The organism is Mesorhizobium sp. M0243, from assembly GCF_040321775.1.
Lineage (GTDB): Bacteria > Pseudomonadota > Alphaproteobacteria > Rhizobiales > Rhizobiaceae > Mesorhizobium.
The window spans coordinates 226,259-240,665 of the sequence record NZ_JAMYSF010000005.1; the positions used below are offsets into that span (position 1 = coordinate 226,259).

The 14,407-nt window shown below is 64.8% G+C and carries 12 protein-coding genes; 1 reads left to right on the forward strand and 11 read right to left on the reverse strand.

Annotation, left to right across the window (positions count from 1 at the left end; all coding sequences use genetic code 11):
* Positions 1–26: 26 nt before the first annotated feature.
* Both NKJ11_RS09085 and NKJ11_RS09090 read right to left on the reverse strand, forming a co-directional pair.
* Positions 27–1,190 carry an ABC transporter substrate-binding protein gene (locus tag NKJ11_RS09085; RefSeq protein ID WP_023811205.1) on the reverse strand — a complete coding sequence of 388 codons (1,164 nt, stop codon included), beginning with the start codon at positions 1,188–1,190 and terminating at the stop codon, positions 27–29.
* Entirely contained in the window at positions 1,171–2,307 is a 1,137-nt protein-coding gene (locus tag NKJ11_RS09090; protein WP_352793108.1) for an ABC transporter ATP-binding protein, read from the reverse strand. Before NKJ11_RS09090 ends, NKJ11_RS09085 begins: the two co-directional genes overlap by 20 nt.
* A 114-nt stretch (positions 2,308–2,421) precedes the next feature.
* Between NKJ11_RS09090 and NKJ11_RS09095 the strand changes: the two genes are divergently transcribed.
* Positions 2,422–3,228, forward strand: a complete 807-nt coding sequence (locus tag NKJ11_RS09095; RefSeq protein ID WP_127270019.1) for a response regulator transcription factor — start codon at positions 2,422–2,424, stop codon at positions 3,226–3,228.
* 29 nt (positions 3,229–3,257) lie between these two features.
* Here the strand turns inward: NKJ11_RS09095 and NKJ11_RS09100 are convergent, their stop codons facing one another.
* The 9 genes from NKJ11_RS09100 to NKJ11_RS09140 all read right to left on the reverse strand — a co-directional run bounded on the left by NKJ11_RS09100 (position 3,258) and on the right by NKJ11_RS09140 (position 14,391).
* Positions 3,258–5,330, reverse strand: a complete 2,073-nt coding sequence (locus NKJ11_RS09100) for a 3-hydroxyacyl-CoA dehydrogenase NAD-binding domain-containing protein (protein ID WP_128304133.1) — start codon at positions 5,328–5,330, stop codon at positions 3,258–3,260.
* A 334-nt stretch (positions 5,331–5,664) separates the two neighbouring features.
* On the reverse strand, positions 5,665–6,612 hold the full coding sequence (locus tag NKJ11_RS09105; protein ID WP_023811208.1) for an ABC transporter permease: 948 nt from the start codon (positions 6,610–6,612) through the stop codon (positions 5,665–5,667).
* A gap of 3 nt (positions 6,613–6,615) precedes the next feature.
* On the reverse strand, positions 6,616–7,596 hold the full coding sequence (locus NKJ11_RS09110) for an ABC transporter permease (protein WP_352750671.1): 981 nt from the start codon (positions 7,594–7,596) through the stop codon (positions 6,616–6,618).
* A gap of 1 nt (position 7,597) precedes the next feature.
* Positions 7,598–9,067: a sugar ABC transporter ATP-binding protein gene (locus NKJ11_RS09115; RefSeq protein WP_352793110.1), complete on the reverse strand. Its 1,470-nt coding sequence runs from the start codon at positions 9,065–9,067 to the stop codon at positions 7,598–7,600.
* A 49-nt stretch (positions 9,068–9,116) separates the two neighbouring features.
* Positions 9,117–10,130: an ABC transporter substrate-binding protein gene (locus NKJ11_RS09120; RefSeq protein ID WP_023811211.1), complete on the reverse strand. Its 1,014-nt coding sequence runs from the start codon at positions 10,128–10,130 to the stop codon at positions 9,117–9,119.
* Between the two features lie 90 nt (positions 10,131–10,220).
* The gene (locus NKJ11_RS09125) at positions 10,221–11,111 is read right to left on the reverse strand and encodes an SMP-30/gluconolactonase/LRE family protein (protein WP_352793111.1); all 891 of its coding nucleotides are present in this window, start codon (positions 11,109–11,111) and stop codon (positions 10,221–10,223) included.
* Between the two features lie 194 nt (positions 11,112–11,305).
* Entirely contained in the window at positions 11,306–12,307 is a 1,002-nt protein-coding gene (locus tag NKJ11_RS09130; RefSeq protein ID WP_502905789.1) for a YihY/virulence factor BrkB family protein, read from the reverse strand.
* Between the two features lie 81 nt (positions 12,308–12,388).
* Positions 12,389–13,111, reverse strand: a complete 723-nt coding sequence (locus tag NKJ11_RS09135; protein WP_127318792.1) for a response regulator transcription factor — start codon at positions 13,109–13,111, stop codon at positions 12,389–12,391.
* Positions 13,111–14,391: a sensor histidine kinase gene (locus NKJ11_RS09140; protein ID WP_352793112.1), complete on the reverse strand. Its 1,281-nt coding sequence runs from the start codon at positions 14,389–14,391 to the stop codon at positions 13,111–13,113. The genes NKJ11_RS09135 and NKJ11_RS09140 overlap by 1 nt, the downstream gene beginning before the upstream one ends.
* Positions 14,392–14,407: the final 16 nt, after the last annotated feature.

Consider the following 14,407-nt stretch of genomic DNA (forward strand, 5'->3'; position numbering starts at 1 on the left):
ATCCGAAAAGAATTCGAGGCCGTCGCTCAGGCCGACTTGAAGCGCGCCATCAATTCGGCGCGGCCGGGATCCGTCAGCGTTGCCGCCGCGCCGAATTCCAGCGGCGTCAACAGGTCGGCCGCCGGATAGAGGATCGGATTGTCGAGCACTTCCTTGGGCAGCAGCTTGTTGACCCGCGCATCGGTGGACGGCGCACCATTGGCCAGGTGCTCCTTCACCGCCACCTGCGGATTCATCAGATAGTTGAGCAGGGCGTAGCCGGCCGGCTTGTTCGGCGCATCCTTCGGAATGGCGTAGAAATCGGTCCAGATCTCGCCGCCTTCCTTGCCCAGCACATAGGCGATCTCCGGAATGTCGCGATGCAGCTGCGCGCCATCGTTCGTCCAGCACATCGTCATCCAGGCGTCGCCGGCGCGCATGCCCGGCTGGTAGTCGGAGGAGACCGCGAACAGATGCGGCTTGACCTTCAGCAGCAGTTCCTCCGCCTTGGCCAGTTCGTCCTGCTTGAGCGAGTTGAACGAGTAGCCGTAATATTTCAGCGCATTGCCGATCGTGGTCAGCTGGTAGTCATGCACCATGGTGCGGCTGTCGCCTTCCGCCATGGCAGTGTCCCAGAACTCCTTCCAGCTGGTCATCGGCTTGGTCAGCTTCTTGGTGTTGACGGCAAAGCCGGTGGTGCCCCAGTTCTTCGGCACCGCATAGGTCACCCCTTCGATCGTGCCTTCCCCGGTAAACCGCGGATCCTCCTGCGAGCCATCGAAATTCGGCAGTTTCGCCATCTCCAGCGGCTCGATGATGCCGAGTTTCTTGTAAGTCGAGATCGTGTAGTTGGTCGGCACGAAAAGGCTCCAGCCCGAGGCGCCCGCCTGCAGCTTGGCCAGCATCTCCTCGTTGGAGCCGAACACGTTGACCTCGACGGCAACGCCGGTGTCCTTCTTGAAGTTCTCGAAGGTCGCCGGGTCATGATAGTTCGGCCAGGTGGCGATCGACATGCGGTCGCCAAGGCTTTCCGCGGCAAAGGCTGGTGTCGGCATGATGCCGATCTCGCGCGCCATCACCGCCGTCGCAATCCCAAGGCCGGTGAGGCCAAGAAAGTCGCGGCGGCCGATCGAGCCGCGCTTGAGGCGCATCAGCTGGTCGACGAAGTTTTCAGGGCTTATCGGCAGTCCGTCACGATATGATTTCGACATGTTTATCTACCCTCTGGTTGGCCCCGTTGTTCTTGGTCTCCGCAAACGCCAGCGGCGTTCCGGAGGCAAAGCCGATGGCGACGGGTTCACCCGGCTTGAAGAGATTGCCGTGGCCGATCAGGTGATCGGCCTTGGCCAGCAGCGTTCCGATGCCCTGGACCTCGATCGCGTATTCCGCCGTCGAGCCCAGGAAGATCCGGTTGCGGACGACGCCTTTGAATGGGCCGCCTGTCTGAGCGCCGAGACTGAGCGATTCAGGACGCAGGCTGACCGAAACGGCCTCGCCTTGCTGCAGGGCGGTTCGTTTGCGCGCTGCAATGACGGTGCCGTCTGCAAGCGCCACCTCCACCAGATCGCCCGAATGTCCGGCGACGGTACCGCTCAAGAGATTGGTCTTGCCGACGAAATCGGCGACGAACAAATCGGCCGGTTCGTCATAGATCTCGCTTGGCTGTCCGAGCTGGACGATGCGGCCGCCATTCATGACGCAGACGAAATCGCTCATCGACAGCGCTTCCTCCTGGTCGTGCGTGACCAGCACGAAGGTGATGCCGATCTCGCGCTGCAGGTTCTGCAGCTCGATCTGCATATCGGTGCGGAGCTTCTTGTCTAGCGCCGCCAGTGGCTCGTCGAGCAACAGCACGGCCGGCTTGTTGACCAGCGCACGGGCAAGCGCCACACGCTGCTGCTGGCCGCCGGACAGCTCGTGGATCTTGCGGCGGCCATAGCCGGCGAGCCGCACCATTTCGAGCGCTTCGCCCGCCCTTGAGGCGATCTCGTGTGACGATAGCCTTGGCCGCGCCTGGCGTAGCCCGTAGGCGACATTGTCCTCGACATCGAGATGCGGAAACAGCGCGTATTGCTGGAACACCATGTTGACCGGCCGCCGGTAGGGCGGCGTGCCGGCCATGTCCTGGCCGCGAATGAACACCCGGCCTTCGCTCGGCTGTTCGAAGCCGCCGATCATGCGCAGGCAGGTGGTCTTGCCGCAGCCGGACGGCCCGAGCAACGCGACAAAGGCGGAGGGCGGGACAGCGAGATCGATGCCGCTGACCGCGGTCACCGCGCCATAGCGCTTGGTGACGCCGCGAAACTCGATGTCTGGCACTGCGGTCAAGGCTGTAGGCTCCAGCGACAGGGCAATATCGGGACGCTACCAGAGCCAATGGCGGCTAGTATATACCTCTCAGGTGGTATATCTGATCTATTTTCTCGTTTAAGGGGGTATAGATTGTCCCGCAGCGACGAATACAGCCAGCTCGCCACGCTCGTCGCGGCGACGCGGGAGACCAGCGGCGACCTGTTCGGCAATGCGCTGGTCGATTGGCTGCGGCTCCATGTCAGCTTCGACCACTGCGTGGTCTTCGGCTATCGCGGCGCGGCGCGCCCGCCGCTGCTGTTCGAAACCTTCTCGCCGGCCGAAAGCCACGTCTTCGTCGCGCTCTATCAGGAGGGACCCTATCTGCTCGACCCGTTCCACCACGCTGCGGTCGAGCGCAAGGAAGGATTCTGGCGCATGCGCGAACTGGCGCCGGACCGTTTCTATGCCAGCGAGTATTTCCGCTCCTACTATAGCCAGACCAGGCTGGCCGAGGAGGTCGGCTTCTTCGTGCCGCTGCCGGGCAAGGATGCGCTGGTGCTCTCACTGATGCGGCTGCGCGCCTCAGGCCCGTTCGGCACCGCCGATGCCAGATTGCTTCGCGACATGGCGCCGGCGGTGATCAGCTTCGCCAGGCTGCGCTGGCCCGCCCTTCCGGCCGACGAACCGGCAGAGGCGCAGCAGGACGAGACGACTACTCCGGTCAACGAGTTCGACCGCGCCCACATCTGGCAGAGCCTGTCGCTGACGCCGCGCGAAAAACATGTCGTCGACCTGGTGCTGCAGGGGCATTCGACGGAATCGATCGCCAGGGCCATGCGCATCGTGCCGGGAACCGTGAAGGTCCATCGCCGCAACATCTACCGCAAGCTCAAGATCAAGTCGCAGGCCGGCCTGTTCGCACGTTTCGTCGAGATCATCGACGCGCGGATACGATAATTCCTACCACCCCTCAGTCCGCCGTTTGATCAGGCTGTTGCGCCGGCTTCCCACGATCCGGTCTCGGCCATCCGCTTCAGCAACGGCGCTGGCTTGAACACATCCTTGCCCGTCCGCTGATGCCAGTACTCGAGCCGCTCGATAATCTTGCCCGGGCCTTCAAGGCCAGCCCAGAACAGCGGTCCGCCCTTGCCCATGGGAAAGCCGTAGCCATTGACCCAGACGACATCGATGTCGGACGCACGGGCCGCTATGCCTTCCTCCAGGATCTTGGCGCCCTCGTTGATCAGGGGGTAAAGCGTGCGCTCGATGATTTCTTCCGCACTGATCGCGCGCGGCGCGATGCCCCTCTCGGCGGCCTTGTCGCGGATCAGCACCTCGACCTCCGGATCCGGGGCCGGGGTACGCGAACCGTTCTCGTAGAGATAGAACCCCCGGCCGGTCTTCTGGCCGAAACGTCCTTGTTCGCACAGCGTGTCGGCGATCACGGCCGACAGGCCACGCGCCTTGCGGTTGCGCCAGCCAATGTCGAGACCGGCGAGATCGCCCATCTGGAAAGGCCCCATCGGCCAGCCGAAATCGGTGAAGACCTGGTCGATCTGGCTGGGCGTCGCGCCTTCCAGAAGAAGCGCTTCCGATTCCGAGCCGCGCGCGGCCAGCATGCGGTTGCCGACGAAGCCGTGGCAGACGCCAACCACAACGGCCACCTTGCCGATCCGCCGCGCTAGGTCGACGACGGTCGCAAGCGCATCGGGCGCGGTCTTGTCGGCGCGCACGATCTCCAAGAGCTTCATGACATTGGCCGGCGAGAAGAAATGCAGGCCGAGCACATCCTGCGGCCGCGAGGTCGAGGCGGCGATTTCGTTGATGTCGAGATAGGAGGTGTTGGTGGCGAGGATCGCGCCCGGTTTGGCCACGGCATCGAGCTTGCCGAACACCTCCTTCTTGACCGCCATGTCTTCGAACACCGCCTCGACGATCAGGTCGCAATCGGCGAGATCGGCATAGTCGGTGGAGCCCTTGAACTGGGCGAGCCGCTCGCGCTTGGCGACTTCGCTTAGCGAACCGCGCGTGACGGACACCGAGTAGTTCCTGTCGATCGTCGCCAGGCCGCGCTGCAGGGCCTCGTGGCTGGTTTCCAGCAAGGTTACGGGATAGCCGCCATTGGCGAAAGCCATGGCGATGCCGCCGCCCATCGTGCCGGCACCGATGACGCCGACGCGGGCGATCCGGCGCTTGACGGTGTCCTTGCCCGCAAGCTTTGCCGCCTCACGTTCGGCGAAGAACAAATGCCGCTGCGCTCGCGACTGGTCGCCGGCGACCAGTTTGACGAACAGCGCACGCTCCGCCGCCAGCGCCGCGTCGAAGGGCAGTGTGACGGCATTGCGCACCGACAGCGCACAGGCGATCGGCGCCTCGAGCCCGCGCGCTTTCCTGGCAAGATCCGCAGCCTCGGCGTCGAAAGCCGCGAGGTCGGTCTCCTTAAGCCCCTCATTGCGATCGCGCACCGACGTGAAGGGACCACCCTTGCGGGCTATTTCCCTGGCAAAGTTCACGGCATGGGTGGCCAGATCGCCTTCAAAGACGGCGTCGACGAGACCGGCGGCATGCGCCTCGGTCGCACCGACCGGTGAACCGGAAACGACCATCTTCAAGGCCTTCAGCGCGCCGACCAGGCGCGGCAACCGCACCGTGCCGCCACCGCCCGGCAGCAGGCCGAGCTTGACCTCCGGCAGGCCGAGCTTGGCGCCGGCATCGGCGACGCGGAAATGGCAGCCGAGCGCCAGCTCCAGCCCGCCGCCGAGCGCGGTGCCGTGGATGGCGGCGACCGTCGGCTTGGCGATGGTCTCCAGCGTCGCCACGATGGCGCGCAGCTCGGGCTGCTGCATCGGCTTGCCGAATTCGGTGATGTCGGCGCCGGCGACAAAGGTCCGGCCGGCGCATGCAATGACGATGGCGGCAACCGAAGCATCATCCCGCAGCTCAACCAGCGCCTGCATCAGCGGTTCGCGGACATGAAAGCTCAGCGCGTTGACCGGCGGGTTGTCGATAGTGACGACGGCGACGTCGCCGTCGCGGCTGACCTTCACAAAATCGGACACGCAAACCTCCGGACAATGGTGAACGGCCTGCAGCCGCGCGATTGGATTTACAGCGCTATGACGTGGATGGAAACCAGAGGGAGGCCTGGCACAATGATTAGCGGCTCGAGGTGCCCGGCTGCCATCATCGCCGAAGTAGAGATCCTTCACACCCCCTCTGCCCTGCCGGGCATCTCCCCCGCAAGGGGGGAGATCGGACGTCACGACGGCCTTCCCAATTTTCAACGTTGAAAGGCGGACGAAACGGCGAAGCTGCCGATCTCCCTCCTTGCGGGGGAGATGGCCGGCAGGCCAGAGGGGGGTGCTGTCCCGCCAGCGTCGGCGTCTGCTCCCGCTACCGCGGCGCCTTCTGCCCGCCCGCCGCCGTGATCACCCCGACAATGATCAGCCCCGTGAGCAGCAATCGCACCCCGGCACTCACCCCAAACGTGTTGAGCATGGTCAAAAGCAGCACCAGGAACAGCGCCGCGCCCCACACGCCAGGCACATTGGCCTTGCCGCCGGCGACCGACGTGCCGCCGATGACCACGACGGCGATCGAGGCCAGCAGATATTCATTGCCGATATCGACATTGGCGCCCCGGAAATAACCGGCGAGCAGCGCACCGTCGATGCCGCCGAGCGCGCCCGACAGCGTGTAGGTGAGGAAGCGGATGCGGCCGACATTGACGCCGGCGAGCCACGCCGCCCGAATGTTCTGGCCGATCGCCAGCACCGAGCGGCCATAGATCATACGCTGCAGGGCGACGGCCGCACCGATGGTGAACAGCACGGTGAGGATCGCCAGCACCGGAATGCCCAGCACCTGCCGGTTGGCGAAATCGGCGAAGCCCGGCGGCGGCTTGATCTGCAAGCCGCGTCCGTAGCTGATGTCGATCGACTGGATGATGAAGCTGGCCGACAAAGTGGCGATGATCGGCGGGATGCGCAGCGCCCAGATCAGCAGATAGTTGGCGGCGCCGATCGCCGCCCCGCAGGCAAGCGCCGCCAGCAGCCCGACCGCGATCATGGAATCGTTGCCGTCCATCACTTTCATCGCGACGGCGCTGGCAAGGCCGATATTGGCCGGCAGCGACAGGTCGACATTGCCCGGACCCAGCGTGATGACGAACATCTGGCCGACGCCGACAATGACGGTGAACACCGCAAGCGACAGGGCCGCAGTGACCATGCCGCCGGCGCCATAACCGCCGGTGAAGGCGATCGTCGCCAGCCACACCAGAAGCGCGCCAATGAACGACCAGATCCAGGGTTTGGTGAGCAGCGATTTCACCGATGTCATCGCTCACCTCTCCTTGCGGCTGATCAGCACCCGCGCCGCCAGCACGATGATCAGGATGGCGCCGTTGGCGGCCACCTGCCAGTCGGGCGGGATGTGCATGAAGGTGAGCAATGGCGATGCGGCCAGCGCCAGCGTCAGCGCGCCGATCACAGCACCTATCGGCGATACCCGGCCGCCGACGAATTCGCCGCCGCCGAGGATGACGCCGGCGATCGCCAGCAGCGTGTAGCCATTGCCGATATTGGCATCGGCCGAGGTGGTGATGCCGATCAGCGCCATGCCGGACAGCACGCCGAACAGACCCGCGAGCGCAAACAGCACGATCTTGGTCTTGAGCAGCGACCAGCCGGCGCGCCCGAGTGCCGCCGGATTGCCGCCGGAGCCGCGCAAGATCACGCCATAGGAGGTGCGCATCAGGCCGAAATGGACGATGAGGCCGATGAGCAGCGCGGCAATGATCGGGAACGGCACGAAAGGCGGCTTGAACGCCATCAGCCCGAGCAGCCAGTCCGGCGCCTTGCCGCCGGGTTTGGGCAAAACGAGAATGGCGAGGCCCTGCCAGACGAAGCTCATGCCGAGCGTCACCACGATGGAAGGCAAATTGCGCAGATGGATCAGCGCGCCGAGCAGCGCATAGACGCCAATCGACCCGAGCAGGATGACGGCACCGATGAGCGGCGCGTCCTTCAGCCAGGTCGCCGTGACGCAGCCGACGAAGCCGACGAAGGTGCCGATCGACAGGTCGAGCTCATTGCCGGCAATGACGAACATCTGCGCGATCGTCGCCAGCGCGATCGGGATTGCCAGGTTCAGCATCAGGCTGAAGCCGAAATAGCTGATGGCGCGCGGGTTGAGCCAGGCGATGGCGAGCAGCACCAGCGCCAGCGACAGCGCCGGCAGCAGCCCGCGCAGCAGGCGGGCACGGGCCAGCGCGCCACGTTCGGCGGATGTCCCGGCGGCGGTGTCGAGGCTGGCGGTCGTCATCTCAGGCCGCGTCGCCGAAGGAGGACTGGATGATCTTCTCTTCGGTCAACTCGTCGCGGCGCAGATTGGCGACGATGCGGCCGTTCTTGAAGACATAGATGTGATCGCAATTGTCGAGCTCTTCGGTTTCCGTGGTGTACCAGAGGAAGGTGCGGCCTCGGGCAGCCTCTTCGCGCACGAGATCATAGACCTCCAGCTTGGTGCCGATATCGACGCCGCGCATCGGGTCGTCCATCAGTACGATCTGCGCGTCCGAGCCGAGCGCACGCGCAAACAGCGCCTTCTGCTGGTTGCCGCCCGACAGTGAAAAGATGTTGTTGTTCATATCAGGCGTGCGGATGCCGATCTTCTTCTGCCAAAATGCAGCAAGCTCGGCCTCGCGCTGCGGCGAGATCAACAGCCCGCTGCGCAGCCGCGCCAGCGAGCGGATGCCGATGTTCTCAGCAATCGACCATTGCGGAAAAATGCCGTCCGACTGACGGTCTCCGGCGACCAGCGCCACAGGTGCCGTCACCTCGATACCGGTCCGGGCGCGCGACGCCGCGCTGAAGATCGCCAGCAGCAGATCGGTCTGGCCATGTCCCGCCAGCCCGGCAAGGCCGATGATCTCCCCGGCACAGGCGACAAGGTCGGTGCCGTCCTTCTGCGCAGTGGGCCGCGCCCGGACCCGCAGTGGACTGGCGGCGGGCTTGGCAGCCGCGATTTGCGCCGCGATCTTCTGGCGCGCTTCCGCGCCGCCCATCGCCGTCACCAGCCGGTCGCGGTCGAAGGCGCTGGCGGCGTCGGCGACAACCACCTTGCCGTCGCGCATCACCACGATGCGGTCGGCGTTGCGCAGCACCTCGCCCAGCACATGCGAGATCAGGATGCAGCTTTTACCGCCGGCAACGAAGCGGCGCACGAAGGCCAGCAATTGGCCCGCCGTATGCGCGTCGAGCGACGAGGTCGGCTCATCGAGGATGACGAGGTCGAGCCGGTCCTGAGTGGCGGTGAAGGCGCGCGCCACCTCGACCATCTGGCGCCGGCCGATCGACAGGTCGCCGACGATGTCCGACGCCGAAATGCTGTGACCCGGAAAGATCTCGTCGAGCTTGGCGGCGATCAGCTCGGCGGCCTTGCGCCGCCAGCCAACCCCGCGCAGCGAAGCATGGTTGATGCGCGTGTTCTCGGCGACACTGAGATTGGGGCACAGCGACAATTCCTGGAACACGCAGCGTATGCCGAGTTGCTGCGCCCGTGCCACCGAGTAATTGTCCTCGGTGTCGCCATGCACGCCGATCTGCCCGCTGTCGGGCACCAGCGTGCCCGCCACCATATGCATCAGCGTCGATTTGCCGGCGCCATTATGGCCGACGAGACCGACGCACTCGCCGGGACCGACGTGAAAATCGACGCCGCCCAGTGCGCGAACGGCGCCGAAATGCTTTTCGGCGCCGTTCAGTCTGATGATGTCAGCGTTCCCTTCAGGCATGCTCAACGATATCCGCTCGGCGATACGGACGGCAACGCTGCCGTTATGCTCACTTGATGTTGGCTTTAATGGCCGCGATCGCGTCTTCCTGCGTGTATTCGTGGCTGGCGACGCCGCCCTTGGGGATCTTCGGCAGCTCGGCCTCGAAATCGTCCTGTGTGAAGGCCAGGTACGGCACCAGCAGATCGTGCGGAATGTCGGTGCGGCCGTCGAGCACCTGCTGCGCCACCCAGAAGGCGAGCGACGAGACGCCGGGCGCGATCGAGGCCGACCAGGTCTGGTAGCCGTCCTTGTCCTTCTGTTCCTTCCACCACTGCAGCTCGTCCTGGCGGTTGCCCATGATGATGGTCGGACGCGGCTTGCCGGCGGCGGCGAAGGCCTGGGCCGCACCGTAACCGTCACCGCCCTGGTCGACGACGCCGACGATGTCGGGCAGCGACGGCAGGATGGTCGCCACCGCCTTTTGCGCCGTCGTCTGGTCCCAGTCGCCGGTCACCGAACCCACGATCTTGAACTCGGGATGGGCGGCGACGCCTTCGAGGATGCCGGCATGGATGGCATCGTCGATCGAGGTCCCGGCAAGCCCACGGATTTCCAGAAGATTGCCGCCCTTGGGCTGGAATTTGGCCATCTGCTCGATTTCCTGCTTGCCCATGTCCTTGAAGTCGACGACGACGCGGTAGGCGCAAGGCTCGGTCACCGTGCCGTCGAAGGAGACGACGACGATGCCGGCATCGCAGGCCTGCTTGATGGCGCCGTTGAGCGCATCCGGCGAGGCGGCGTTGATGACGATTGCGTCATAGCCCTGCAGGATCAGGTTCTGCACCTGTGCTGCCTGCGTCGGCACCTCCTTGTCGGCGGTGGTGAAGATGTCGGCCGCGCCGACGATCTTGTCGGCGACCGCCTTCTTGGTGACGATGCCATAGCTGTCGAGCATCGCCTGCCGCCAGGAATTGCCGGCATAATTGTTGGAAAAAGCGATTTTCTTGCCACTGGTGTCGGCCAGCGCCGTGCCCGAGGCGAGCATTGCCGCCAGAGCGCCCAGAACGAACAGTTTCTTCATGTCGTTATCCTCCCAGATGTGTTGACTGCTGCATTCCCACCGGCTTTGACCCCGGCCTCAACTCTGATTTGAGCACGGATTGTCGCGAGCTCAAAACAGTCTCAATCCCGGCACGCGCACCCTGAGCCGGTACAGCGACGTCGACGCCGTGATGTAGAGGCTTTGCAGATCGTCGTCACCGAAGGTGAAATTCGCGCAATCTTCCAGCGTCCGGATGACGCCAAGAATGGCGCCCGACGCGTCGAAAATGTGGATGCCGCCGGGACCGGTGCAGTAAAGATTGCCGCGGCTGTCGATCTTCATGCCGTCGGGCGCTCCCGGCCCCTCGCCCTCGGTCACTGCCCACACCGCGCCGCCATTGAGGTCGCCATTGGCTTCCACGCCGAACACCCTGATGTGCCCGCGTTCGGTGTCGTTGATGAACAGCCGCGACTCGTCCAGCGAAAAGCACAGCCCGTTCGGCTGCCCGAAATCGTCGGCCAGCAATGTCAGCCGGGCGCCGTCGCCATCGATGCGGTAGACGCCCTGGAACGGCAGGTCCTGCGGGCGTGGCACGCCATAGAATTCCTTCCGGCCATAGCCCGGATCGGTGAAGTAGATAGATCCGCCGGTGGCGACGACGATGTCGTTCGGGCTGTTGAGCTGCTTGCCCTGATGGTGCGTGGCAAGCACCGTCGCGCTGCCGTTGGGCTCGGCGCGGGTCACCCGGCTCGTCGCATGCTCGCAGGTGACCAGCCGCCCCTGGCGGTCCAGCGTGTTGCCATTGGCCTTGTGGCTCGGCGCGCGGAACAGCTCGATCTCGCCCTCGGCATTGCGGCGATACATCCGGCTTTCCGGAATGTCGGAGAAGACCAGCCATTTTTCGTAGGGGTGCCAGACCGGCCCTTCGAGGAAGCCGAAGCCGCTCGCCAGCGTCTCAATGGTCGCATCGCCGACGACGTCGTCGAAGCCGGAATGGCGCGCACGCGCCGACACCGACATCATCGGCTCCCGGCGCGAACAGCCGTGCTACTCCGCATGGTGACGAATGGCATGAGCGCTTCCCGATACAGTCTTCTTGTTGGAGTAGAGCGTAGGCGCGGTCCCGACGAGCCGATACGGGTCAAAGCGCAGGGCTGACTGTGCGTTTGCACAGTCGGCCCTGCCTATCGAGCATAGAATAGGGCGACGCCAGATCAGGGCCGGCGAACACGCCGCAAAAGCGCGGTCAAGGTTGCGCTCGCGCAAGCCACCGCCACAAGCACGACCACGCCGGCAGCGTTGGATTTTTGCCCTGCGCGAAATGGGTCTTGCTGCGTGGGTTGAGGGCTGTGAACCAAGGTGTTCAGATCGGACCGGCTGCCGTGCCGAACGGAATAGGCGCGCGTGAACTCGGCACCGAGGAGGAAAATTTCCGACGAGTAGTAAACCCAGAGCAATATGACGAGGAGGCCGCCGGCGGCGCCATACGAAGACGCAATCGCGCTGGTGCCGATGTACCAGCCGATAAGCGATTTTCCCAATGTGAACAGGGCCGCGGTCCCGACAGCGCCAATTGCCACATCGCGCCATTCCAAAGTTCGATCGGGTAAAACCTTGTAAATGGCGGCAAACATCACGGAGATAAGCGCAAACGAAACGACGCCATTGATCCCGCTGAGTATGATCGTTCCGAACGGCAGATAGGCGTTGATGAAAGCGCCCAGTGCCGAAATCGCGGCGCTTGCGATGAGAGAGACCAGCAACAGGAACCCGAGTGCGGCCACCAACCCCAGACTGGCGGCCCGCGCCCGCACCAGACGCGACAGGGAGTTGCCTTGCGGTTCGATCTTCCAGATTGTGTTCAACGACTGCTGCATTTCGCCGAAGACACCAGACGCGGCCACCAGCAAGGTGACCAGCCCTATGATCGCGGCCCAGGTGCCGTACAGACTGTCGGATGCACTTTCCAGCGCAGTCTTCAGGAGATCGGCGCTTTCCGGTCCCATCAGCCCTGATATCTGCGCGGACAAGGCCAATTGTGCGGCATCGTGGCCGAAGACGAGTCCAGCAATCGCAACCACGATCAGCAAGATCGGCGCCAGCGAGGTGGTGGCATAGAAAGCCATCGCCGCACCATGACTAAGCGCATTATCGTTGATGAAGCCGACTATGCTTTCACGCACCAGGTGCCATGAATCTGTGATTGAGGGTCGCACTTCGGGTCCGCAGGCATCGAGTTGGCGTTCACTAGCAATGCGCCGGACCTTCCGAAGTTCCGGGGCGTGGCCGCCGCTGTTTCAGTGCTCCGCCAGCCAGGCATCGAGCCGGTCCTGTTCGCGGCGCAGTGCGTCGATGTTGATCAGGCCGCGCGCCATGGCGAGATAGATCGCCCGCGTCCGCGAGTTGAACACGGAAGCATCGCCGGCACCGTCCTCCGCCGGCACGATGCCGAGCTTGTCGTAGCAGTGCTTGATGCGGCTCTGCGCACCACGGATCGACAGGCCGCGCCGCGCCGCGATCGCCCGGTCGGTCAGGCCGAGCGCGATGTCGATCAGGCTCTCATATTCGCCGTCGGTGATGCCCTCGAACTTGTCCTGCACGCGGTGCTGGATGCCGCGGATCTCGCGGTCGATGATGCAGTGGCCTTCGCGGAAAACCCCGCGCAGGGCGGACCGCATGCCCTCCTCCGTCGCCGATTTGAGCACATAGCCATAGACCGAGCCCGGCGGCACGATGCGCGCCACGCCGCGCACATAGGCTTCGTCGGCGAAATTCGACCAGAACAGGATGTGCGTGCCGGCGCGACGGTTCCAGATCGCCTTGGCAACTTCGATTCCCGTCGCCTTCGGCATCTGCAAATCGAGCACGACATGCAGTGGCTCGCGTTCGGCCGCCAGGTTGATGGCGTCCTCGCCGTCACTCGCTTCGATGACCTCGACGTCGCCGGGCCACAACTGCTCCACCGTTCGCCGCGCGAAGCTACGGTGCAGCCCGTCATTCTCGGCTATCATCACAAGCATCACATGGCCTCCGATACGGCGAGCTCGCCAGGAACCGCTGCAGCCGCCGCCAGGTCTCGCGACGGCTGGCGGTCGATCTCGACGACGACACGGGTGCCGCCGTTCTTGCGGCCGGCCTGGCCGATACGCAGCCGCGCCCCGATAAGGGCTGCCCGCGTGTGCATATGGCCGATGCCGCCATACGCGGCCGGATCAACAGCGCCGCAGCCCTGGCCGTCATCCGTCACGATCACCCGCAGCACGCTCGCGGTCGACGCCAGCAGCACGTCGATGCGGTGCGGCGCGGCATGGCGCACGGCATTGTTGATCGCTTCCTGCACGATCCGGTAGAGCGCGGTCCGCACTGGCTCGGACAGGCTGTCGGCGCCACCGCCGCTGGTGTCGGCGATGCGCACGGCGATCGGCGGCTTGGCCCTGGCGACGCTGCGGTTGAGATGCGCCTCGACCGCGTCGCGCAGGCCGAACAGTTCGAGCACACTCGGCCGCATGTCGTCGACGATGTGGCGCAGTTCCGTCAGGCAGCCGGCGACCTCCTTTTCGAGATCGGCAAGCTGTGCCGCCCGCGCCACGCCCTGGCCGCGAAGCGCCGAAAGCTGGCGCGCGATGCGGGCGAGATCGGCAAGCGTCTGGTCATGCAGGTCCATGGCCATGCGCCGGCGTTCGCGCTCCATGCCTTCGGTCAATTGCGAGGCGCCGACGCGCAGCAGCTCGACGCGGTTGCGCGCCTCGCTCTCGGCCAGCATGGCGCGGCGCGCCTCCTCAGTCTGGATCAGCGCGAAGATGTAGGGCGCGATCAGGTCGGCGCATTGCTGGGCGACCGCGACATCGGCAAGCGTGTAGCAGTCGACCTCGTGCCGGCTGATGTTGAGCGCGCCGATGATGCCGCCCCGCGCCCTGAGCGGCACGACGATGCGGCTGCGCAGCCTGGCGGCGAAGATCGGGCCGTCGATAGCGGTGGCGAAATGGAACCGCTCGTCGCTCAACGCGTCGTCGGCGAGCAGATAGGGGACTTCGCCCCACAGCACCGAGCGGATCGGGCTGACTTCGGTCGGCAGCGGATGCTGGGCAAGCTCGCTCCAGCTGGTGTGGAAGCCGGCTTCGTAACAGGCGTGCCGGCGCCCGTCATGCGACAGCACCGCCAGATCCATGTGGTCGTGCGGAATGAGCGAGCCGATCTCGATGGCGGTCGCGCGGAACGCCGTGCCGGGATCGATATGGCCGGCAAGCGCCCGCGATATCGCCAGCAGCCGGTCCATCAGGACCAGGGACACTTCCGCCATTGTTTTCACGATCCTC